Source organism: Burkholderia sp. Bp9016 (assembly GCF_003857765.1).
Taxonomy (GTDB): domain Bacteria; phylum Pseudomonadota; class Gammaproteobacteria; order Burkholderiales; family Burkholderiaceae; genus Burkholderia.
Map to the genome: position 1 here is coordinate 262,834 of NZ_QTPY01000003.1, position 20,790 is coordinate 283,623.

Annotated in this window: 20 protein-coding genes; 6 read left to right on the forward strand and 14 right to left on the reverse strand. The window is 69.1% G+C overall.

The features are described from left to right. Positions 1 to 187: 187 nt before the first annotated feature. Positions 188 to 538: a hypothetical protein gene (locus DIE13_RS05505; protein ID WP_124826196.1), complete on the forward strand. Its 351-nt coding sequence runs from the start codon at positions 188 to 190 to the stop codon at positions 536 to 538. A gap of 260 nt (positions 539 to 798) precedes the next feature. Here DIE13_RS05505 and DIE13_RS05510 read toward each other — a convergent pair whose 3' ends face one another. The 8 genes from DIE13_RS05510 to gtdA all read right to left on the reverse strand — a co-directional run bounded on the left by DIE13_RS05510 (position 799) and on the right by gtdA (position 7,298). After that, positions 799 to 1,221, reverse strand: a complete 423-nt coding sequence (locus DIE13_RS05510; protein ID WP_124826197.1) for a DUF6691 family protein — start codon at positions 1,219 to 1,221, stop codon at positions 799 to 801. A 1-nt stretch (position 1,222) separates the two neighbouring features. Then, positions 1,223 to 1,657 (reverse strand): YeeE/YedE family protein, encoded by a 435-nt coding sequence (locus DIE13_RS05515; protein ID WP_124826198.1) that lies wholly within the window; start codon positions 1,655 to 1,657, stop codon positions 1,223 to 1,225. After that, positions 1,647 to 2,000, reverse strand: a complete 354-nt coding sequence (locus tag DIE13_RS05520) for a helix-turn-helix transcriptional regulator (RefSeq protein WP_124826199.1) — start codon at positions 1,998 to 2,000, stop codon at positions 1,647 to 1,649. The genes DIE13_RS05515 and DIE13_RS05520 overlap by 11 nt, the downstream gene beginning before the upstream one ends. 126 nt (positions 2,001 to 2,126) lie before the next feature. After that, positions 2,127 to 3,479, reverse strand: a complete 1,353-nt coding sequence (locus DIE13_RS05525; protein WP_124826200.1) for an aromatic acid/H+ symport family MFS transporter — start codon at positions 3,477 to 3,479, stop codon at positions 2,127 to 2,129. A 78-nt stretch (positions 3,480 to 3,557) separates the two neighbouring features. Beyond that, positions 3,558 to 4,766 (reverse strand): 3-hydroxybenzoate 6-monooxygenase, encoded by a 1,209-nt coding sequence (locus DIE13_RS05530; RefSeq protein WP_124826201.1) that lies wholly within the window; start codon positions 4,764 to 4,766, stop codon positions 3,558 to 3,560. Positions 4,767 to 4,787: 21 nt separating this feature from the next. After that, a complete protein-coding gene (maiA, locus tag DIE13_RS05535; protein ID WP_124826202.1) occupies positions 4,788 to 5,429 on the reverse strand; it encodes a maleylacetoacetate isomerase in 642 nt (213 codons plus the stop codon). A 34-nt stretch (positions 5,430 to 5,463) separates the two neighbouring features. After that, on the reverse strand, positions 5,464 to 6,162 hold the full coding sequence (locus DIE13_RS05540) for a fumarylacetoacetate hydrolase family protein (RefSeq protein WP_096499095.1): 699 nt from the start codon (positions 6,160 to 6,162) through the stop codon (positions 5,464 to 5,466). 89 nt (positions 6,163 to 6,251) lie between these two features. After that, positions 6,252 to 7,298 (reverse strand): gentisate 1,2-dioxygenase, encoded by a 1,047-nt coding sequence (gtdA, locus tag DIE13_RS05545; protein ID WP_124826203.1) that lies wholly within the window; start codon positions 7,296 to 7,298, stop codon positions 6,252 to 6,254. 164 nt (positions 7,299 to 7,462) lie between these two features. Between gtdA and DIE13_RS05550 the strand changes: the two genes are divergently transcribed. After that, the gene (locus tag DIE13_RS05550; RefSeq protein WP_124826204.1) at positions 7,463 to 8,428 is read left to right on the forward strand and encodes a LysR family transcriptional regulator; all 966 of its coding nucleotides are present in this window, start codon (positions 7,463 to 7,465) and stop codon (positions 8,426 to 8,428) included. Positions 8,429 to 8,452: 24 nt separating this feature from the next. Here DIE13_RS05550 and DIE13_RS05555 read toward each other — a convergent pair whose 3' ends face one another. From DIE13_RS05555 to DIE13_RS05570, 4 genes are all read right to left on the reverse strand, one after another. Beyond that, a complete protein-coding gene (locus tag DIE13_RS05555) occupies positions 8,453 to 9,721 on the reverse strand; it encodes an FAD/NAD(P)-binding oxidoreductase (RefSeq protein ID WP_124826205.1) in 1,269 nt (422 codons plus the stop codon). Next, positions 9,718 to 9,951, reverse strand: coding sequence for a 2Fe-2S iron-sulfur cluster-binding protein (locus DIE13_RS05560; protein ID WP_096499103.1), 234 nt, complete (start codon positions 9,949 to 9,951; stop codon positions 9,718 to 9,720). Before DIE13_RS05560 ends, DIE13_RS05555 begins: the two co-directional genes overlap by 4 nt. A 100-nt stretch (positions 9,952 to 10,051) precedes the next feature. Continuing rightward, positions 10,052 to 11,179, reverse strand: a complete 1,128-nt coding sequence (locus DIE13_RS05565) for an NAD(P)/FAD-dependent oxidoreductase (RefSeq protein ID WP_124826206.1) — start codon at positions 11,177 to 11,179, stop codon at positions 10,052 to 10,054. Next, on the reverse strand, positions 11,176 to 12,108 hold the full coding sequence (locus DIE13_RS05570; protein WP_124826301.1) for a 4-hydroxyproline epimerase: 933 nt from the start codon (positions 12,106 to 12,108) through the stop codon (positions 11,176 to 11,178). Before DIE13_RS05570 ends, DIE13_RS05565 begins: the two co-directional genes overlap by 4 nt. Positions 12,109 to 12,735: 627 nt before the next feature. Between DIE13_RS05570 and DIE13_RS05575 the strand changes: the two genes are divergently transcribed. The 4 genes from DIE13_RS05575 (at position 12,736) to ilvD (ending at position 19,205) form a co-directional block, all read left to right on the forward strand. Further along, on the forward strand, positions 12,736 to 14,361 hold the full coding sequence (locus tag DIE13_RS05575; protein ID WP_124826207.1) for an APC family permease: 1,626 nt from the start codon (positions 12,736 to 12,738) through the stop codon (positions 14,359 to 14,361). 71 nt (positions 14,362 to 14,432) lie between these two features. Continuing rightward, the gene (locus DIE13_RS05580; protein ID WP_124826208.1) at positions 14,433 to 16,025 is read left to right on the forward strand and encodes an aldehyde dehydrogenase (NADP(+)); all 1,593 of its coding nucleotides are present in this window, start codon (positions 14,433 to 14,435) and stop codon (positions 16,023 to 16,025) included. Beyond that, a complete protein-coding gene (locus tag DIE13_RS05585) occupies positions 16,018 to 17,040 on the forward strand; it encodes an Ldh family oxidoreductase (protein WP_124826209.1) in 1,023 nt (340 codons plus the stop codon). The genes DIE13_RS05580 and DIE13_RS05585 overlap by 8 nt, the downstream gene beginning before the upstream one ends. Positions 17,041 to 17,345: 305 nt before the next feature. After that, complete coding sequence (gene ilvD, locus DIE13_RS05590) at positions 17,346 to 19,205, forward strand: dihydroxy-acid dehydratase (RefSeq protein ID WP_124826210.1); 1,860 nt, start codon at positions 17,346 to 17,348, stop codon at positions 19,203 to 19,205. A gap of 110 nt (positions 19,206 to 19,315) precedes the next feature. Here the strand turns inward: ilvD and DIE13_RS05595 are convergent, their stop codons facing one another. Together DIE13_RS05595 and DIE13_RS05600 are read right to left on the reverse strand one after the other, a co-directional pair. Next, positions 19,316 to 20,086: an SH3 domain-containing protein gene (locus tag DIE13_RS05595; RefSeq protein ID WP_124826211.1), complete on the reverse strand. Its 771-nt coding sequence runs from the start codon at positions 20,084 to 20,086 to the stop codon at positions 19,316 to 19,318. 33 nt (positions 20,087 to 20,119) lie between these two features. Then, entirely contained in the window at positions 20,120 to 20,557 is a 438-nt protein-coding gene (locus DIE13_RS05600) for a hypothetical protein (RefSeq protein ID WP_124826212.1), read from the reverse strand. Positions 20,558 to 20,790: the final 233 nt, after the last annotated feature.

The following is a 20,790-nucleotide window of genomic DNA, read 5'->3' on the forward strand; positions in this document are numbered from 1 at the left end:
GCGCGCGCGGACGCTCGCCAGATACAGATTCGGGGTAAACCCACCGATACAGCGATGCAAAATCGCCGGCTGCACCGCAACAGATTCCCGTCCCCTGAATCTGTCCCGCTCGCGCGCGTTTCCCTAACCTGACGACACGCTGTCGCCTCGCCGTCGCGAGGGTGCGCAACCGGGAAAAGGACTCGCCATGCGGACGCAGGACATCCGGCTCGACGCCGGACAAAGCCACTTTGCGTGGTTCGACAAGGATAGCCAGATCATCGTGCTGGACGGCGCGCTCGCGGTCACGTTGCGTCACGGCGGGCTCGACTGGCTGCCCGATGCACCGCAATACGTTCGCCGCGTGCTCGAAGAAGGTGAATGCCTGACGATCGAGATGGGCGCTCACGTGGCGTTGACGTCCAGCGGCGCCGGGCCGGCCAGCGCGACCGTCGTGGAACCCGCGCGCGGGCGCGGCGGGTTGGCCGGGTGGCGCGTGGTTTTACGCCGGTTGGTCGGGCAGGTATCGGGCGAGCGGCATGCGCGCGAACCGTCCTGACGCGGCGGCGCGCGCCGGAGCCGGAATCGCCGGAATCGCCGGAATCGCCGGAATCGCCGGAATCGCCGCTGTCGCCGCTGTCGCCGCTGTCGCCGCTGTCGCCGCTGTCGCCGCTGTCGCCGCTGTCGCCGCTGTCGCCAGGCAACGATCGCATCGCCCTCGCCTGACGACGACCGCGATGCGGTCCAACGCCTGCGCGCGTTCGACCGACTCGACCACCACCGCCCATTGCAGCACGCGGTGCGCTACCCACCACCCGCTCAACCCGCCTTCCGCCGACGCTCGATCCATTCGAACAGCGCCATCCCGACCAGCATCGCAGCAACAAACGCGATGCCCTTCACCGACCCGAGCCCGATCGACACGATCGCGGGCCCCGGGCAGAACCCCGCAAGCCCCCAGCCGATGCCGAACACGGCGCTGCCGGCAACGAGCCGCACGGTAATCGTCCGCGCGGCCGGCCACTGCATCGGCAGGCCCAGCCACGAGCGCGTCCGACGTTTCGCCCACGCGAACGCGAACACGGCGACGCCGACCGCACCGGCCATCACGAACGCGAGCGACGGATCCCAGCGGCCGGCCAGGTCGAGAAAGCCGAGCACCTTCTGCGGATTGGCCATCCCTGACACGATGAGGCCGGCGCCGAACAGCAGCCCCGCCAGAAACGCGAATCCTGCCTGCATGTCAGCCCCCGAGCACGTGCCGCCGCACGAATACGGTCGCGAAGCCCGCGACCATGAAAACCGCCGTCGCGACGATCGACCGGGACGCACCGCGCGACAGCCCGCAGACTCCGTGGCCACTCGTACACCCGCCCGCGTATCGCGTGCCGATTCCTACCAGCAGGCCGGCCGCCAGCAGTTCGCCCCAACCGGCATCGATCTGCAGCGTCACGCCCGCACCGGCGATGCGCATCGCCAGCGGCGCGGCAATCAAGCCGGCAACGAACGCGGCACGCCAGCCGCGCTCCGCGGCACCTGCCGTCAACAGCCCGCCGACGATGCCGCTGATCCCGGCAATGCGCCCGTTGAACGCGACGAGCCACGCAGCCGCGAGCCCGATCAGCACGCCGCCGGCAAGCGACAGCCACGGCGTGAAATGAAGCGCATCAAGCTGCATCGCGCGCCCCCTTCGCGGCCGGGCCGCAGAACTGCTCGTACAGCACGCCCATCACCGCGATCGCGGCCGCGCTGTCGAGCGAATAGTGAATGTTCTTGCCGTCACGGCGCGTGCGGACCAGCGCGTTGTCCCGCAACACGCCGAGTTGCTGCGACAGCGTCGGCTGACGGATATCCAGCCGCATCTCGAGATCGCTCACGCAGCGCTCGCCCTGCGACAGTTCGCAGAGCAGCAGCAGCCGGTCGGGATTCGACAACGCCTTGAGCAGCGCGCATGCCGATTCTGCTGCCGCGCGCATCAGTTCGGGCGCGGGCAGCAGCCCGGCCGAAGGATCGATGTTCATGGAGGACGAAGATCAACGATTAATGAATCAATATTATATCAATTTATATATCGTTACTCCGCGTTGCCGCCTATGCCACCAGTGCCACCTCAACGCACCCGCGGCACAACGCCACCCCACCCGTCGCTACGCCTGCTCGCCGGCAATCGCATCGGCCGCCGTCCGCCCGGCCCTCTGCACGCCGAGCACGAACACCGCGCCCCCGGCGATCACGCAAGGCACGGCAACACAGGCAAACGCGGTCGGCAACGGCAGCCCCATCGCGAGCATCGCGCCGCCCGCCATCGAGCCGACGACGGAGCCGCTGCGGCCGATTCCGTTTGCCCAGCTCACGCCCGTGGTGCGGCATTCGGTCGGATAGAACGCGGCCGACAGCGCGTTCGCGCCGACCTGCGAGCCCGACACGCAAAAGCCAGCCGCGAACACGGCCAGCGCGGCCCCCGACGGCGATGCGGCCAGCACGCCGATCGCCGCGACGAACACACCGGCGCCCGCATAGCTGCATGCCAGCACGCGGTGCGGATCGAAGCGATCCATCAGCCAGCCGAGCACGATCGCGCCGAGCGTGCCGCCGACCTGGAACATCGCGGTCACGCGGGCGGCCATCTGCAGCGTCGCGCCGGTCGTGCGCAACAGCGTCGGCAGCCAGCTCGACAGCAGGTAGATGACGAGCAGGCTCATGAAGAACGTGAGCCACAGCAGCAGCGTACCGCGCAGCAGGTCGGCACCGAACAGCCGGCCGAACGGCGAGCCGGCCGGCTTGCCGCTCGGCGCGATGAACGACGCGTGCGCGAGATGCGGGTCCGGCGCGATGCGGGCGAGCATCGCCGCGATCCGCTCGCGCGCCGCGCCGGTGTTGACGAGGTAGCGCACCGATTCCGGCAGCCGCCATGCAAGCGCCGGGAGAAGCAGCAGCGGCGCGGCACCGCCGACGACGAGCACCGCACGCCAGCCGTCGCGCTCGATCAGCGACGCAGCCACCAGCCCGCCGAGCGCGGAGCCGATCGTGAAGCCGCAGAACATCGTCGTCACGAGCAGCGAGCGCCGCCGCGCGGGACAGTATTCGGATGTCAGCGTGATCGCGTTCGGCATCGCGCCGCCGAGCCCGAGGCCCGTCACGAAGCGCCATGCGATCAGTTCGGTCAAACCGCCCGCGCTTGCCGACGCCGCACTCGCGATGCCGAAGCACGCGACGCAGGCGAGCAGCAGGCGCTTGCGGCCGAACCGGTCGCCGAACGGCCCGAACGCGAGCGCGCCGGCCATCAGCCCGGCAAGGCCCGCGCCGAATACCGGTGCGAGCTGCGCGGGCGACAGCCCCCATTCCGCTCGAATGACGGGGGCGATGAACCCGATCGATGCCGTGTCGAAGCCGTCGATCGCGACGATCAGAAAGCACAGCGCGACGATCGCGGCCTGAAACGGCGCAACGCGATGCCGGTCGATCCACTCGCTGACGTCGATGGACAGCGTATCGGCCATGATGGTGTCTCCTCCATGAAGGCGGTCGCGCGCGATGTCGTTGGAATGCGCGCCGCCGGATTCGGGCTGAAGTGCGCGTCAGTCGACGGACTTCAGGCAATCCTCCGCACGCCAGCCATGCAGCCAGTCGAGCGAGTCGTAGAACTGCGCCTGCGTGCGTCCGACCCACAGCGCGTTACGCACCTGCCGCTCGACGCCCTTCGCGTGATAGATCCGCCCCATCTCGCGCGCCGAATACAGCACGCGCGCGGTGCGCGGAATCCGTGCACGCTCGTACAGCGCGAACGCGGCTTCGAAATCGCCGTCGGTCTGCGCGACCGCCGCGCCGAGCGTCACCGCATCCTCGAGCGCCTGACACGCACCCTGCGCGATGTATTGCGTCATCGGATGCGCGGCATCGCCGAGTACCGTCGCACGCCCCGCGCTCCAGCGTTCGACCGGATCGCGGTCGGCGGTCGCCCAGCGCTTCCACGACGTCGGCCGGTCGAGCATCTGCTTCGGCAGCGGATGAATGCCGTCGAAATACGACAGCACCTCGTCCTTGCTGCCCTCGCGTACGCCCCAGGTTTCCTGCTCGCGGCTGTGGAACGTGACGACGAGGTTGTATTGCCGTCCGCCGCGCAGCGGGTAGTGGACGAGATGGCAATGCGGGCCGGCCCACACGACCGGCGCGTTGATCTGCAGATCCTTCGGCATGTTGTCGACGTCGACGACCGCGCGGTACACGACGTGCCCCGTCACGCGATGCGCATCGCCGATCAGCGCATGACGGATCGCGGATTTCACGCCATCGCAGCCGATCACCGCATCGGCGCGATAGCGCTCGCCGCGCTGATCGGTCACGGTCACGCCATTGGCATCCTGCTCGAACGCGCACACCTGCGTGCTGGTCCGGAACTCGATCAGCGGATGATCCTTGACCGCTTCGTAGATCGACAGGTGAATGTCCGCGCGATGGATCACTGCATACGGGTTGCCGAAGCGGTCGCGATACGCGGCGCCCGTGTCGATGCGCGCGACTTCCCGCGCATCGACGGCATCCATCAGTTGCAGCCAGTCGGTAAACACCGCCCGACCGCGCGCGGCCTCGCCGACACCCAGCGCGTCCAGCGCGTTGAACGCATTCGCGGCGAGCTGGATGCCCGCGCCGATCTCGCCGATTTGCTCGGCCTGCTCGAGCAAATTCACGCGAATGCCCTGGCGCGCGAGCGCCAGCGCCGTCGCGAGGCCGCCGATGCCGCCGCCGATCACGAGCACGCGTCGGCTCGAGTTGTTTGTCTCGCCCATGTCTGTCTCCTTCTTCGTGTGTTACGCGACGTAGTCCGGCTGCCGCTGCGGCTGCGCCGCGTCGAACGCCGGCTCGTGCCGCGCGTGTTCATATATCGCGAGGCTGCGCGGATACGCGCTCAGGTCGCAGTCCATCCGCAGCGCGTTCGCGATCTGCGGCACGAGGCACACGTCGGCGAGCGTCGGCGCAGCGCCGAAACACCACGGGCCGGTATCCGCGCGCGCGAGCAGCCGCTCGACGCCGGCCATCCCTTCGGCGACCCAGTGCCGATACCACGCACTCTTCTGCTGCGGCGTGACGTTCAGTTCGGTATCGAGGTAGCGCAGCACGCGCAGGTTGTTGACCGGATGGATGTCGCACGCGATCAGCGCCGCGAGTTCCAGCACGCGCGCGCGACGCTGCGGTTCGAGCGGGATGAGCCGCGGCAGCGGATGAAGCTGGTCGAGGTAATCGATGATCGCGAGCGACTGGCCGAGACTGAAATCGCCGTCGACCAGCGTGGGCACCGACGCCGAGGGATTCACGCGCGCGACGTAGCCGGCATCGCGATGCTCGCCCGTGCGAATGTTCACGGGCAGCGTGTCGTACGACAGTCCTTTCAGCGCGAGTGCGATACGCACCCGATAGGATGTCGAACTGTTGAAAAAACTATGCAGTTGCACGATGGAACCTTTCGAGGAAATCGACGAGCGCGCGTCAGACCACGCGCACGGTCAGCTCGCCGAGACGCTCGACGCCGACCTTCATCTCGTCGCCCTTGACCACCGCGCCGACGCCTTCGGGCGTGCCGGTGAAGATCACGTCGCCCGGTTCGAGGCGGAAGAACTTCGACAGGTCGGCGACCGTTTCCGCGACCGACCAGATCAGGTGCGACACGTCGCTCTTCTGCTTCGTCGTACCGTTGACGGTCAGCCACAGGCCGGCCTGCTCGAAATGGCCGGCTTCGCTCGCCGGATGCACGGGCCCGATCGGCGCGGAGCGGTCGAACGCCTTGCCGATTTCCCACGGCCGCCCCATCTCGCGCATCTTCATCTGCAGGTCGCGGCGCGTCATGTCGAGACCGACCGCGTAGCCCCACACGTGCTCGAGTGCCTGCTCGAGCGGAATGTCCGAACCGCCCTTGCCGATCACCGCGACGAGCTCGGCTTCGTAGTGATAGTTCTGCGTCTGCGACGGATACGCGAGCTCGAGCGTTTCGCCGTACGCGACCGGCACGATCGAATCGGCCGGCTTGCAGAAGAAGAACGGCGGTTCGCGATCGGGATCGAAGCCCATTTCGCGTGCATGGGCGGCGTAGTTGCGGCCGACGCAGTACACGCGGCGGACGGCGAAACGGGCGTCGCTACCGGCGACGGGAAGCGCCACCGGCGCTTCGGGCGGGAAAACGTAAGTCATGAACGGCTCCAGCGTAGGCATGAATGAAGGAATGCGCGCCGCCCGGGCGGCGCACCCGACGAATCGGGAAAAGCGGGAAAGGCGCGGCGTCAGTCGCGCGCTTCGCGCAGCAGGTTCAGCGCGGACAGCACGGGTCGGTCGGAATAGCTGAACAGCACGCTGTCGGACGACGCCGACAGCCTTACCGGCGCCCACGACGGCGCGACGAAGATGTCGTGCGGCTCGAACGCGAACGCGTCGCCGCCGATGTGCGCGATGCCGCTGCCTTCCACGACGCAGTAGATCGTCGCGTCGGTGCCGCGATACGTACGGCCGTCGAAGCCGGCCGGCAGGAACTGCATGAAGGTTGCGATCGTCGGCATCGGCCAGCCGCCCGTCGCGGGGTTTACGTAGCGCAGCTTCACGCCGTCCCACGCGTCGAGTTCCCCGTTGCGGTACAGCGCGTCGAGCGCCTCGCGGGTGCGCGCATACGGATAGCTGAATACCGGCGACGTCGGATCGCTCGCGCGATGCCGCACCGGCACCATGTTGTGACCGAAGCGCGCGAAGCTGTCGCCTTCCGCGCGACTGACGGGCTGCTCGGCTTGCGGATAGTTCTCCGCGAAACCCGCGTCGAGGCTGCCGACCAGCGGGATGTCGAGACCGTCGAGCCAGACGACCGGCTCGCCGCCGTCTTCCACGGACGGATTGCCGTGGTCGTGCCAGGCCCACGACGGCGTGATGATGAAGTCGCCCGGATGCATCGTCGTACGCTCGCCGTTCACCGCAGTCCAGGCGCCCTTGCCTTCGACGATGAAGCGCAACGCCGACTGCGTATGCCGGTGGCTCGGCGCGATCTCGCCCGGCAGGATCAGCTGCAGGCCCGCGTACAGGCTCGGCGTCATGCTCGACTTGCCGGGCAGCCCCGGATTCTCCAGCACCAGCACGCGGCGCACGGCTTCTTCCGCGCTGATCACGTTGCCGGCCTGCATCACCAGGTCGCGCACCTGCGCGTACTTCCAGATCGCGGCTTGCGCGGCCGGCTGCGGCGTCTTCGGCACCAGGTTGTGCAGCGACTCCCACAGCGGCGCGAGGCGCTGCCCGGTGATCCGCGCGTAGTAGTCGGCGCGTGTGGTGTCGAGGTGTCGGCTGGTCATGATGTCTCCTTGAGGCTGCCGATCGCGGTCGGCTCGGTGTCGGGTCGAGGACCGCGTGCGGCGATCCGTTGACGAATTTATATTCGACGCAGACATATCCAGTAAAATGATTAAATCATCTAATTCATGTAATTTTGGATATACCTTCCGATACGGAGCACGCGATGGACTGGACCTACCGGCTGCGACTGCGCCACCTGCAGGTACTGCTGAGCCTCGCCAGTACGGGCAACCTGAGTCAGTCGGCGGCCGCGCTCGCGACCACGCAGCCTGCGCTGTCGAAATGGCTGAAGGAGCTGGAGGAGGATGTCGGGCTGCCGCTGTTCGAGCGGCACGCGCGCGGCTTGCGGCCGACGCCTTACGGCGATGCGCTGATCGAGCACGCGCGCCGCGTGGAGGCGCAACTCGACGTCGCGCGCGACGACATGGCCGCGCTGCGCGAAGGCGGCAGCGGCCTCGTGACGATCGGCACGTCGGGCGTCGCGGCCGCCGATACGGTGCCGCTCGCGGTGTCGCAGTTGCTGAAGCGAATGCCGCGCGCGCAGGTGCGGCTCGCCGAGAGCACCATGAACCAGCTGATGCCGCAACTCGCGCGCGGCGAACTCGACATCGTCCTGGGCCGCTCAGGGTCCGCGTCCGTCGATCCGCACCTGCACGCCGAGGCGTTGTATGTCGATCCGGTGGTGTTCGTCGCGCGGCCCGATCACCCGCTCGTCGGCGCAGGGTCTATCGACTGGGACGCGGTGCTCGCCTATTCGTGGATCGTCTGGCCGCCCGGCACGCCGGTGCACAACGCGCTGCAGGTTGCGCTGACGGCCGCCGGCCGCGTGCAGCCGCCGCACTGCGTCGAGTCGAATTCGTCGATCCTGAACCTCACGCTGCTGAACAACACCGATCTGCTCGGCGTCGCGTCGCATCGTGCCGCACGACGCTTCGAACAATTGAACGCGATCCGCATCCTGCCGATGCAGCTCGAGGGCCAGGGCGCGGTATCGATGTACTGGCATCCGGACAGCGCGAACCGCGCGGCCGTCGCGACCGCGATCGAATGCCTGCGCGCCTGTGCGGCGCCGCAGGTGGGCGGCTGGGAGAAGGTGACGGAGGACCAAGCGGCGAAGCGGCCCGCCTGAGCGGGGCCGCTTCGCCGTCGCGCGTCACGCGCCGTCGCAGGATGCCGTGTCGTCCAGCATCAGCGTGCCGACCCGCGCGGGCACGAGCGGCGTGCGCGGCACCGGCGGCGTCCAGCCGAACAGCGCCTGCGCAGCCGCGCCGCATACGCGGCCCTGGCATGCGCCCATCCCGCAGCGCGTCTGCAGCTTCGCGGCCGTCCAGCCGGGCGCCGGCGCAACCGCGTCGAAACGCACGTCCTCGCAACGGCACAGCAGCGTATCGGGCCGCGCGAGCCGGCGGATCGGCTCGCGGATCGCGAAGCGCTCGCGCACCGCGTCGGCGAACGACTGCCAGTGCGCGCGCTGCGCGACCAGCGCGGCCAGCGGCGCCGTCTGCCCGGTGGCCGCATAGCCGGCGATTTCGCCTTCGACCATCGCCAGTTCGCTGCCGCCGACGCCCGTGCACTCGCCTGCCGCGAAATACCCGTCTCGGCTCGTGCGCTGATGCGCGTCGACCGCCACCGCGCCGTTTTCGATCCGGCAACCGAGATGGCTCGGCAGCACGGTGTTCGGCACGAGACCGAAGCCGCACGCGAGTCGGTCGCAGTCGATCTCGAATTCGCGCTCGCCCTGCCGGATCCGCACGCGCTCGAGCCGCTTGTCGCCGAACGCCTCGACGACGTGCGCATTGGGCCGGTAGGCCGCCGTGACGAGCTTCGCGGCTTGCGCGACCTTCGACGGCCAGCGCCACAGCCCCGCGCCGAAACCGGCCACGTCGCCCCACTCCGCCTGTTCGAGCACGTGCGACACCTGCGCGCCGGCCTGACGGGCCGTCGCCGCGCTCGCGAGCAGCAGCGGACCGCTGCCGGCGATCACCGTGCGCTGTCCGCGCACGTCGAGACCGTACTTGATCAGCGCCTGCAGACCGCCCGCGCCGGTGACGCCCGGCAACGTCCATCCCGGGAACGGCAGCAGCAGCTCGCGCGCGCCGCAGCAAAGAATCAGCGTGCGGAATTCGAGCAGAAGCCCGCGCTCGTCGTCCTCGAGCAGCAGCGTGCCCGGCTGCGTTTCGGCGACGATGCGCGTGGCCGCGAGATGGGTCACGTTCGGCTGCCGCAGCACGGCAAGGCGTTCCGCGGCGGCCGGCACCGGCGCGGCGGCAGCCGCCTGGCGCCAGATCTGCCCGCCCGCGCGCGGGTTGTCGTCGATGATCGCGATCGTTGCGCCGCTACCCGCGGCGGCCCGTGCGGCCGACAGCCCGGCCGGGCCCGCGCCGACGATCGCGACGTCGACGCTCAGTCGTTCCTGTTTCATCGCGTGCGCTCCACCCGCATCCCGTCGCGGCACAGCGTCTGGCAAGCCAGACGGCGGCGGCCGTCGATCGTCATCCTGCACTCCTGGCAGATGCCCATCCCGCAAAACGGTGCACGCGCCGCACCCGTGCACGACACGCGCGTCGTGTCGTCGCCGCTCGCCGCGATGGCGGCCGCGACAGTCGCGCCGTCGGCCACCGTCAGCGCGCGGCCGTCCAGATGAATGATCATGTCAACCTCCGCAGGGCCGCCCTGCACGTACGGGAATCGGCCTTCGAGGGATGGGGGGGCTGCGTTCCCCGAAGCGAACGAAGTGAGCGTGGGGGTCGTTTCATGTCAGCGCTCCGGCTACGGGGGACGTCGTCAGGAAACGTCCCGGCAAATATGGTTCGATGTCGATGGGCGGACGCTCGCCGGCCATCAATGCGGCGACGAGCCGCGCGCTGCCCGGCGCGGTCGTGACGCCAAGCCCTTCGTGCCCGACCGCGAGCCACACGCCCGGGCGCGCCGGGTGCTCGCCGAGCAACGGCAGGCCGTCGGGGCTCGCGGAGCGGAAGCCCGTCCACGAGCGAATGCCGTTCAGGTCGGCCAGATCCGGCAGGTAGCCGACCGCGCGGCGCAGCATGCGCGCGAGCACGGGCGGCTCGATGCGCGCGTCCTCGGTGTCGAACTGGCGCGACGAACCGATCAGCAACTGGCCGGTCGGCCGCGGCTGCACGTTGAACGCCACCGACGTGCCGTCGCTCGCATGGGCACTCGCCGCATAGCCGAGCTCCACGAGCTGGTGCGACACCTGGCCCGGATAACGGTCGGTGATCAGCAAGTGGCCCTTCTTCGGGCGCAGCGGCAGTTCGGGCAACAGCGTGCGCGCCGCGACGCCGTTCGCGACGACGACGCGTTCCGCGCGCAGCGTATCGCCGCTCGCGAGCATCACGCCCGGGCCGTCGACCGCCACCGCGCGATCGCGCCGCAACGTGATGTTCGGTGCGCGCTGCAGCAGCCAGCTCGCGGCAACCGGTGCGTACAGAATCGCGTCGCCGGGAATCTTCAGCGCGCCGCCGAGGCCCGGACGCAACATCGGCTCCAGTCCTGCGAGCGTCGCCGCGTCGATCAGATCGCCCGCCACGCCGTGCGCGGCGAGCGTCGCCTGCTTGGCGCGCGCGAGGTCCATCTCGTGGGAATCGGCTGCGAGCCAGAGCGTGCCGCAGTTGCGGTACGCGCAGCCGTCCGGCATCTCGGCGGCAAGCGCGCGCCACAGCTCGATCGAGTAATGGCTCAGCGCGAGCTCGGCCGCGTTGTCGTCCATCGCGACGAGGTGGCCCATGCCGGCGCCGGTGGCGCCGCCGCTCGCGTCGTCGACGACGAGCACGCGCAACCCGCGCTGCGCGAGTTCATGCGCGCATGCCGCGCCGACGATGCCGGCGCCGATCACGACGACGTCGGTCCTGGTCTCGCTCACGACACGATGCCCCAGCCGAACGGATCGTCTTCCTCGATCAGCAGCGTGGCTTCCGCGCTCAGGTGCGCGCTGCCGCGGATCGTCGGCACGATGCCGCCGTCGGCCTGCGTATAGCTCGCCTGGAACACGCTGCCGATCACGCTCGCCTGCCGCCACACGACGCCCGGTTCGAGCTTGCCGTCGGCCGCGAGGCACGCGAGCTTCGCGCTCGTGCCGGTGCCGCACGGCGAACGGTCGTATGCATGGCCCGGGCACAGCACGAAGCTGCGGCTGTCGTGTTCGGGATCGTCGGCGAACAGTTCGATATGGTCGATCTCGCCGCCGTTCGCGCCGGTGATGCCGCCCTGTTCGAGGCCTGCGCGCACCGCCGACGAATAGGCGGTCAGCGCGGCGACGTTGTCGCCCGCCACGCGCTGGCCGTGATCGCCGATCAGGAAGAACCAGTTGCCGCCCCACGCGATGTCGCCCTTCACCGGGCCGTAACCCGGCACGTCGACGGCGACGCCCTTCGCATGGCGATACGCGAGCACGTTGCGCACGCTGACCGACAGGTCGTCGTGCAGCGTCGCCTCGACGGTGCCGACCGGCGTTTCGATCCGGTGGACGCCCGGCTCGATGCGGCCCATGTGATGCAGCGTGCGCACGACGCCGATCGTGCCGTGCCCGCACATCCCGAGATAACCGCTGTTGTTGAAGAAGATCACGCCGGCCGCCGCTTCCGGCGACACCGGCTCGCACAGCAGCGCGCCGACCAGCACGTCGCTGCCGCGCGGCTCGAGAATGCACGCGGTGCGATAGCGATCGTGTTCGCTGGCGAGCACGTCGCGGCGCTCGGCCATCGTGCCGTTGCCGAGCGAGGGGAAACCGGACACGACGAGCCGCGTGGGTTCGCCGCCCGTGTGCGAATCGATGATCTGGATGCGCTTCATCATGAGCCGTCCGAAGTGGGGAAAGGAGCATAGCTTCCTCCGTCGCGCTTCCGTCCGCTTGTGGCTTTTCGATGAGGACGGCGACGAAATCGGCATAGTGAGGAGCGCCTTTCGCGGCCCTTCCGCGCACTATGCCGATTTCGTCATTTTGCTCCGCGATACGACTCAAGCGTGATGGGTGTTTGCACGGCGATACTGGTTGCACGTCGACGCGCCTGTCGTCGATCGATACGAAGCAGGAGATTGCAGTGAGTCGAAACGCCATCCAGCGGGCCGGAGTTTTCCCCGTCATCAGCAAAGGGGTCGCACCGGGCTCTTCCATCGCTTGCGACGCCGCGCACCGCGCCGAAAAGAACCGGGCGAACCGCTGACCGCGCCGATCGATTTCCCCCCTGGCGGCGCAGCGGCTTCCCCCGTCGCGTCGCCACTTCCGGTCCGGCATGGCCCGTTCGGGCCCGCTCGCTGCGTCACCGCCTCCGGCGGCGCATGAACGGCCCTGCGGCCCGCCCCGGTCGCACGCACCGGTCGCACGCCGGCCGGCAGGTGTGCGCCGCTGCTCCGTGAGAGCGCGGCGCAACCGCACCTGCCCCGACGCACCTGCCCCGACATTACCCAGGAGACAAACCCATGCCAGGCCAAGGCAACACATCCTCGTCCGTCCCGATTTCCGGTCCAGCGTCCGCCGACGCGGGTCACGGCAAGTTCAAGAAGCAGTTGTCGCTGACCGACCTGACGTTCATCGGTCTCGGCGCGATTTTCGGTTCGGGCTGGCTGTTCGCCGCGAGTCACGTGTCGACGATCGCCGGCCCGGCCGGCATCTTCTCGTGGCTGCTCGGCGGCTTCTCGGTGCTGCTGCTCGGCATCGTCTACTGCGAGCTCGGCGCCGCGCTGCCGCGCGCGGGCGGCGTGGTCCGCTACCCGGTGTTCTCGCACGGACCGCTGCTCGGCTACCTGATGGGCTTCATCACGCTGATCGCGTTCTCGAGTCTGATCGCGATCGAAGTGGTCGCCGCGCGCCAGTACGCGGCCGCGTGGTTTCCGAGCCTGACCAAGGCCGGCTCGAGCGATCCGACCACGCTCGGCTGGCTCCTGCAGGCCGGGCTGCTCTGCTTCTTCTTTTACCTGAACTATTCGAGCGTGAAGACGTTCGCGAAGGCGAACAACGTCATCAGCGTCTTCAAGTTCATCGTGCCGCTGTCGGTGATCGCGGTGCTGTTCACGTTCTTCAAGCCAGCCAACCTGACCGTGCACGGCTTCGCGCCGTTCGGCATGCCGGGCATCGAGATGGCCGTGTCGGCCGGCGGCATCATCTTCGCGTACCTCGGCCTCACGCCGATCGTGTCGGTCGCGAGTGAAGTGCGCAATCCGCAGCGCACGATCCCGATCGCGCTGATCCTGTCGATCCTGCTGTCGACGCTGATCTACGTGCTGCTGCAGCTCGCGTTCATCGGCAGCATTCCCACCGACATGCTCGCCGCCGGCTGGCACGACGTGAGCAAGGCATTCTCGCTGCCGTATCGCGACATCGCGCTCGCGCTCGGCGTGGGCTGGCTCGCGGTGATGGTCGTCGCCGACGCGATGATCTCGCCGAGCGGCTGCGGCAACATCTACATGAACGCGACGCCGCGCGTCGTCTACGGCTGGGCGAAGACGGGCACGTTCTTCAAGGTGTTCACGCGCGTCGACGAAGCGTCGGGCATCCCGCGCGCTGGCCTCTGGCTCACGTTCGGTCTCGCGATCTTCTGGACGATGCCGTTCCCGTCGTGGGAAGCGCTGATCAACATCGTGTCGGCCGCGCTCGTGCTGAGCTATGCGGTCGCGCCCGTGTCGGTCGCCGCGTTGCGCCGCACCGCCCCCGACCTGCCGCGGCCGTTCCGCGCGGTCGCGTTCGGCATCACCGGTCCCGCATCGTTCGTGATTGCCGCGCTGATCGTCTACTGGTCGGGCTGGGGCACGGTGTCCTGGCTGCTCGGCCTGCAGATCGTGATGTTCGTGATCTATCTCGCGTGCCGCCGCTGGGTGCCGACCGCGCACCTGAGCCTCGCCGAGCAGGTGCGCTCGTCGGCATGGCTGATCGCGTTCTACGCGGCAATGATCGTGCTGTCGTACTTCGGCGGCTTCGGCGGCACCGGCCAGCTCGCGCATCCGTACGACACGGTCGTCGTTGCGGCCGTCGCGCTCGTCATCTACTACTGGGGCGCCAACACCGGCATCCGGTCCGACAAGCTCCAGCTCGAAGACGACGAAGGCTGACGCCGCCCTTTTTTCCCTTCTCACTCCGGCCGGGCGCATCACGCCCGGCCCCGCATTTTCCGAGGAAAACCATGCAACTCACAGGTCAGCTCCTGATCGGCCAGTCGGCCATCGCCGGACAGAACGGCACCCTCCACGCGATTGCCGCCGCCACCGGCGAAACGCTCGAACCCGCGTTCGGCGGCGCGAGCCTGCAGGACCTGGAGACGGCCTGCGCGCTCGCCGACGACGCATTCGACACGTACCGCGAAACGAGCCCCGAGCAACGCGCGGCGTTTCTCGACGCGATCGGCCGCAACATCATGGCGCTCGGCGACGGCCTGATCGAGCGCTGCGTCACGGAAACGGGCCTGCCGCGCGCACGCGTCGAAGGCGAACGCGGCCGCACGGTCGGCCAGCTCGCGTTGTTCGCATCGCTCGTGCGCGACGGCGGTTACGTCGATGCGCGCATCGACCCGGCCCGCCCGGACCGCAAGCCGCTGCCGCGCGTCGACCTGCGCCTGCGCAACGTCGCGATCGGGCCGGTCGCCGTGTTCGGCGCATCGAACTTCCCGCTCGCATTCTCGGTCGCCGGCGGCGATACCGCATCGGCACTCGCGGCCGGCTGCCCGGTGATCGTCAAGGCGCACTCCGCGCATCCGGGCACGTCCGAACTCGTCGGCCGCGCGATCCAGCAAGCAGTGCGCGAATGCGGCCTGCCGGCGGGCGTGTTCTCGCTGCTGTTCGACGCGTCGCGCGAAATCGGCCAGGCGCTCGTCGCCGATCCGCGCATCAAGGCCGTCGGCTTCACCGGCTCGCGCCGTGGCGGCGTCGCGCTGATGAACATCGCGGCCGCGCGCCACGAGCCGATTCCGGTCTACGCGGAAATGAGCTCGATCAACCCGGTACTGCTGTTCCCGGCCGCGCTCGACGCGCGCCACGACGCGATCGCGCCGCAATTCGTCGCGTCGCTCGCACTCGGCGCCGGCCAGTTCTGCACGAACCCGGGCCTCGTGCTCGCGATCGACGGCCCCGCACTGCGCGCATTCGAAGCCGCGGCGGCCACCGCCGTGCAGGCGAGCGCCGCGCAGACGATGCTCACGCCGCACATCCACGCGAGCTATGCGCAAGGCGTTGCCGCGCTGCGCAATCACGCAGCCGTGGAGTCGCTGGCCGAAGGCGTCGAAGGCGGCCGCTATCAGGCGCGCGCGGCGCTGTTCGCAACGTCTGCGGATGCCTTCATTGCCCACCCCGAACTGCGTGAAGAAGTGTTCGGCCCCGCATCGCTGATCGTGCGCTGCCCGGATGCGGACACGCTGCATCGCGTGCTGAAGTCGCTCGAAGGCCAGTTGACGATCGCCGCACATCTCGCCGACGGCGATGCCGCGCTGTTCGCGACGCTGCGCCCGACGCTGGAGCGCAAGGCCGGCCGCATTCTCGTCAACGGCTTCGGCACGGGTGTCGAGGTCGGTCACGCGATGGTGCACGGCGGCCCGTTCCCGGCCACGTCCGACACGCGCACGACCTCGGTCGGCGCACGCGCGATCGAGCGTTTCCTGCGTCCGGTGTCGTACCAGGACGTGCCGGACGCCCTGCTGCCCGATGCGATCCGCGACGGCAATCCGCTGAACGTGCCGCAACGCATCGACGGCGTGCCCGCACCGCGGGAAGCACGCAATGTCTGAGCCGCTCGCCGAAGTCGTCCTGTCGCTCGATGAAGTGCACGCACTCGCGCTGCGGGTGCTGACGCACAACGGGATGTCCGATGCGCATGCGCAGGCGATCGCGAACGTGATCACGCAGGGCCAGCGCGACGAGTGCCACTCGCACGGCGTGTACCGGCTGCTCGTGTGCGTGCGCTCGCTGAGGAAGGGCAAGGTCGATCCGCAGGCGGTGCCGACGCTGCGCCGGCTGTCGTCGTCGATCGTCGCGGTCGACGCGCATCGCGGCTTCTCGCTGCTGAGCTTCGAAACCGGCCTGCCGGTGCTCGTCGAGATGGCGAAGCAGCACGGGATCGCCGCGATGGCGATCAACAATTGCTACCACTTCTCGGCGCTGTGGCCCGAAGTCGAAGCGATCGCCGCCGCAGGACTGGTCGGCATCGCGATGAACCCGAGCCATAGCTGGGTCGCGCCGGAAGGCGGCCGCGAGCCGGTGTTCGGCACGAACCCGATCGCGTTCGCATGGCCGCGCCCGGACGGCGTGCCGTTCGTGTTCGACTTCGCGACGAGCGCAATCGCGCGCGGCGACATCGAGCTGCATGCGAAGCAAGGCAAGGCGATCCCGCCGCACTGGGCGATCGACGCCGACGGCCAGCCGACCACCGATCCGAAGGCCGCGCTGCAGGGTGCGATGCGCACGTTCGGCGGTCACAAGGGTTCGGCGCTCGCGGCAATGGTCGAGCTGCTCGGCGGCGCGCTGATCGGCGACATGACGAGCCGGGAATCGATGGACTTCGACGAAGGCGTCGGCGCGACGCCGTGCCACGGCGAACTCGTGATCGCATTCGACCCGAAGGTGTTCCTCGGCGACGATCTCGACGCGGGCCTCGCGCGCGGCGAGCGGATGTTCGGGGCGATCACCGGGCAAGGCGCGCGTCTGCCGTCGCAACGGCGCTTCGACGCCCGCGCGCGCAGCGTCGCGAACGGCGTGCGGATTCCGCAGGCGCTGTACGACGAAATCCTGACGCTGCTCGACTGACGCGCGAGCGGCGGCGGCCTCCATCGCCAGCGGAACGGCGGTGCGCCCCCCGCCCCCGCTCCGTCTGGCGCCGCCTGCGCCCCGCCTGCGCCCCGCCTGCGCCCCGCCTGCGCCCCGCCTGCGCCCCGCCTGCGCGCAGCGTACCTGGCGCATTGCCCGCCGCGTGGGCGCCACTGCCCCATCGGCTGTGGGATAATCGCCGGGTTTGCCCTGGGCGCAGCTCAAGAGGTTGTTCGCACGGGCGCGCGAGAGGCCTTCATTCCCGTGCCTCCACCCTTTTCCGCGATATTTCTTCAGCCATCACAATGCCCACATACCGTTCCAAAACCTCCACCGCCGGCCGCAACATGGCAGGTGCGCGCTCGCTGTGGCGCGCCACCGGCATGAAAGACGACGATTTCTCGAAGCCGATCATCGCGGTCGTCAACTCGTTCACGCAGTTCGTGCCGGGGCACGTGCACCTGAAGGATCTCGGCCAGCTCGTCGCGCGCGAAATCGAAGCCGCGGGCGGCGTCGCGAAGGAATTCAACACGATCGCCGTCGACGACGGCATCGCGATGGGCCATGACGGCATGCTTTATTCGCTGCCGAGCCGCGACATCATCGCCGACTCGGTCGAATACATGGTGAACGCGCACTGCGCGGACGCGATGGTCTGCATCTCGAACTGCGACAAGATCACCCCGGGGATGCTGATGGCCGCGATGCGCCTGAACATCCCGGTGATCTTCGTGTCGGGCGGCCCGATGGAAGCCGGCAAGACGCGCCTCGCGAACCCGGTGACCAAGACCGTCGAACTGAAGAAGCTCGACCTCGTCGACGCGATGGTGATCGCCGCCGACCAGTCGTATTCGGATGCGGACGTCGCCGAAGTCGAACGTTCGGCCTGCCCGACCTGCGGTTCGTGCTCGGGCATGTTCACCGCGAACTCGATGAACTGCCTGACCGAAGCGCTCGGCCTGTCGCTGCCGGGCAACGGCACGGTCGTCGCGACGCATGCCGATCGCGAGCAGTTGTTCAAGCGCGCCGGCCGCCGCATCGTCGAACTCACGCGCCAGCACTACGAGCAGGACGACATGCGCGTGCTGCCGCGCTCGGTCGGCTTCAAGGCGTTCGAAAACGCGATGACGCTCGACATCGCGATGGGCGGTTCGACCAACACGATCCTGCACCTGCTGGCGATCGCGCGGGAAGCCGGCATCGACTTCACGATGAAGGACATCGATCGCCTGTCGCGCATCGTGCCGCAGCTGTGCAAGGTCGCGCCGAACACGAACAAGTACCACATCGAAGACGTGCACCGCGCCGGCGGCATCATGGCGATCCTCGGCGAGCTCGAGCGCGCCGGCAAGCTGCACACCGACGTGCCGACCGTGCACGCACCGACGCTGAAGGATGCGCTCGACCAGTGGGACATCGTCCGCACGCAGGACGAAGCGGTCCGCACGTTCTATCTCGCCGGCCCGGCCGGGATTCCGACGCAGGTCGCGTTCAGCCAGAACACGCGCTGGCCGAGCCTCGATCTCGATCGCGCCGAAGGCTGCATCCGCTCGTACGAGCATGCGTTCTCGAAGGAAGGCGGCCTCGCCGTGCTGACCGGCAACATCGCGCTCGACGGCTGCGTGGTGAAGACGGCCGGCGTCGACGAAAGCATCCACGTGTTCGAGGGCTCGGCCCACGTGACCGAGTCGCAGGACGAGGCCGTCGAGAACATCCTGAACGACAAGGTCAAGGCCGGCGACATCGTGATCGTGCGCTACGAAGGCCCCAAGGGCGGCCCCGGCATGCAGGAAATGCTGTACCCGACGAGCTACATCAAGTCGAAGGGCCTCGGCAAGGCGTGCGCGCTGCTGACGGACGGCCGCTTCTCGGGCGGCACGTCGGGCCTGTCGATCGGCCACTGCTCGCCGGAAGCCGCAGCGGGCGGCGCGATCGGCCTCGTGCGCGACGGCGACAAGATCCGCATCGACATTCCGAATCGCACGATCGACGTGCTGGTGTCGGACGAGGAACTCGCGCGCCGCCGCGAAGAGCAGAACGCGAAGGGCTGGAAGCCGGCGCAACCGCGCCCGCGCAAGGTGTCCGCGGCGCTGAAGGCCTATGCGAAGCTCGTCATGTCGGCCGACAAGGGCGCCGTGCGCGACCTGTCGCTGCTCGACGACTGATGCAAGACGGCGGGTCGTGCGAACGGCCCGCCTGCCTGATCAGGAAGCCGCTCCCCGGAGCGGCTTTTTTCGTCCGGCGCCAGGCGGGGCCGCGGCGCCGGCGGCGTCAGTCAATGACGGAATTCGTCGCCGCCCCCGCCACCACCGCCGCCTCCACCGCCACCGTGGTTTCCGCCGCCGTTTCCGCCGCCTTGCGGGCGTGCATACCCGCCGCCGCCCTGATGCCCCTGCGGCACCATCATCCGCGGCCCGCCACTCGGCGCAGTCGGCGGCGGGCTCGGCGCACGCGCATTGCCGCCGGCACCCGGCATCGGTGCGGGTGTGCGGTTCGCGCCGTTCCAGCCGCCGCGCGTGGCCGACGGCCGTGCATCATGCTGTACGGGCGGCGCACCGCCCGGTGCGTGCAGGATCGGGCCGCCCGGCTGCGGGTGCCCCGGTGCCGGCGGCATTCCCCCCGGGCCGACCCGCGGCTCGGGGCGATGCTCCCAGCGGTCGCGGTCATGGAACCACGGCCGGTTCCGGTAGTAGCGATCCCAGTACGCGCCGATCGCGAACCCGGTGATCGGCACGCCGATGATCGCGCCGTACTGGAGCAGCGGCACGTAGTTGCCCTGGTACGGATAGTCGAGCTGCTCCGCGTCGATCCAGCCGCGCACGCCCGGCAGCGCGACGTCGCACCACGTGTAGTCGCTCAGGCAGCCGAACACGTCCAGCGCGGTGCCCGGCGGGATCTGCGCGACGACCGGGTAATCGGGCGCTGGCCCGGCATACAGTTCGGCCGCCGAGTTCGTGTAGGCGCTGCTTTGTGCGTCGGCGATGCCCGGTATGGCCGCGATGCCGAAGAGAACGGCGCACAGACTTCGAATGAGGGTATTGCTCATGATGCTCTCCCGCGCGGTTCCGCCGCGCGCCGGTCAGTGTCGATGGCCACCGCCCCAATGTCCGCCACCCCAGTGGCCGCCTCCCCACGGACGGCGCCAGTATCCGCCCCGGTATCCGCCGCCCCAGTGCCCCCAGAAGCCGAGGCCTATCGTGACGGGCGGGCCGTACCAGCCCGGGTAATACGCGGGATAGTAGGCCGGGTACGGCACGTAGGCCGGCGTGACATAAGCCGGGGCTTGCGCGTAGTCGTCCGCCGGCGGCGGCGCGGCAGGCACCGTCGGCACGGCAGACGCCGACGAGACAGACGGCGCCGGGCTCGCCGGTCCAACCGGCAACTCGCGCTGCGTTACCGTGGCAGGCACGGGCGCGTAATACGGTCCATAACCATACGGCCCCGTGTAATAGCAGCCGCTCAGCGTCAGCATGGCCAGCGCCATGGCGATCGGCCTCGCGGCGGTGATAGCGTTCATACAATGCTCCGCAGGAATCCTTGCGGCGTCGCGTGGCGCGCGCCTGCCTCTAGCTTACGTCTCCTGCATATTTCCGCGGGGTATGATCGGTTACTTTTTGTTTCCCGCACCGAATGGCGGTTCCCGGCTGCCGCGAGCATGCGGCGTGCTCGCGCGTCTGCCGCGCCCGAGTTGAAGTTCGCGCAAATGCCCTCAACTTGAACCTAGCCAGGCTGGCCGGCGCGGACGGGCGT

Coding starts and splice junctions, on each gene's coding strand:
- DIE13_RS05515 (WP_124826198.1), bottom strand. CDS start 1,657: ATGCAGCTTGATGCGCTTCATTTCACGCCGTGGCTGTCGCTTGCCGGC.
- DIE13_RS05520 (WP_124826199.1), bottom strand. CDS start 2,000: ATGAACATCGATCCTTCGGCCGGGCTGCTGCCCGCGCCCGAACTGATG.
- DIE13_RS05570 (WP_124826301.1), bottom strand. CDS start 12,108: ATGAAGCGCATCCAGATCATCGATTCGCACACGGGCGGCGAACCCACG.
- DIE13_RS05540 (WP_096499095.1), bottom strand. CDS start 6,162: ATGACTTACGTTTTCCCGCCCGAAGCGCCGGTGGCGCTTCCCGTCGCC.
- DIE13_RS05595 (WP_124826211.1), bottom strand. CDS start 20,086: ATGAGCAATACCCTCATTCGAAGTCTGTGCGCCGTTCTCTTCGGCATC.
- DIE13_RS05585 (WP_124826209.1), top strand. CDS start 16,018: ATGTCTGAGCCGCTCGCCGAAGTCGTCCTGTCGCTCGATGAAGTGCAC.
- DIE13_RS05580 (WP_124826208.1), top strand. CDS start 14,433: ATGCAACTCACAGGTCAGCTCCTGATCGGCCAGTCGGCCATCGCCGGA.
- DIE13_RS05555 (WP_124826205.1), bottom strand. CDS start 9,721: ATGAAACAGGAACGACTGAGCGTCGACGTCGCGATCGTCGGCGCGGGC.
- DIE13_RS05600 (WP_124826212.1), bottom strand. CDS start 20,557: ATGAACGCTATCACCGCCGCGAGGCCGATCGCCATGGCGCTGGCCATG.
- DIE13_RS05550 (WP_124826204.1), top strand. CDS start 7,463: ATGGACTGGACCTACCGGCTGCGACTGCGCCACCTGCAGGTACTGCTG.
- gtdA (WP_124826203.1), bottom strand. CDS start 7,298: ATGACCAGCCGACACCTCGACACCACACGCGCCGACTACTACGCGCGG.
- DIE13_RS05505 (WP_124826196.1), top strand. CDS start 188: ATGCGGACGCAGGACATCCGGCTCGACGCCGGACAAAGCCACTTTGCG.
- DIE13_RS05560 (WP_096499103.1), bottom strand. CDS start 9,951: ATGATCATTCATCTGGACGGCCGCGCGCTGACGGTGGCCGACGGCGCG.
- DIE13_RS05575 (WP_124826207.1), top strand. CDS start 12,736: ATGCCAGGCCAAGGCAACACATCCTCGTCCGTCCCGATTTCCGGTCCA.
- ilvD (WP_124826210.1), top strand. CDS start 17,346: ATGCCCACATACCGTTCCAAAACCTCCACCGCCGGCCGCAACATGGCA.
- DIE13_RS05525 (WP_124826200.1), bottom strand. CDS start 3,479: ATGGCCGATACGCTGTCCATCGACGTCAGCGAGTGGATCGACCGGCAT.
- DIE13_RS05510 (WP_124826197.1), bottom strand. CDS start 1,221: ATGCAGGCAGGATTCGCGTTTCTGGCGGGGCTGCTGTTCGGCGCCGGC.
- DIE13_RS05530 (WP_124826201.1), bottom strand. CDS start 4,766: ATGGGCGAGACAAACAACTCGAGCCGACGCGTGCTCGTGATCGGCGGC.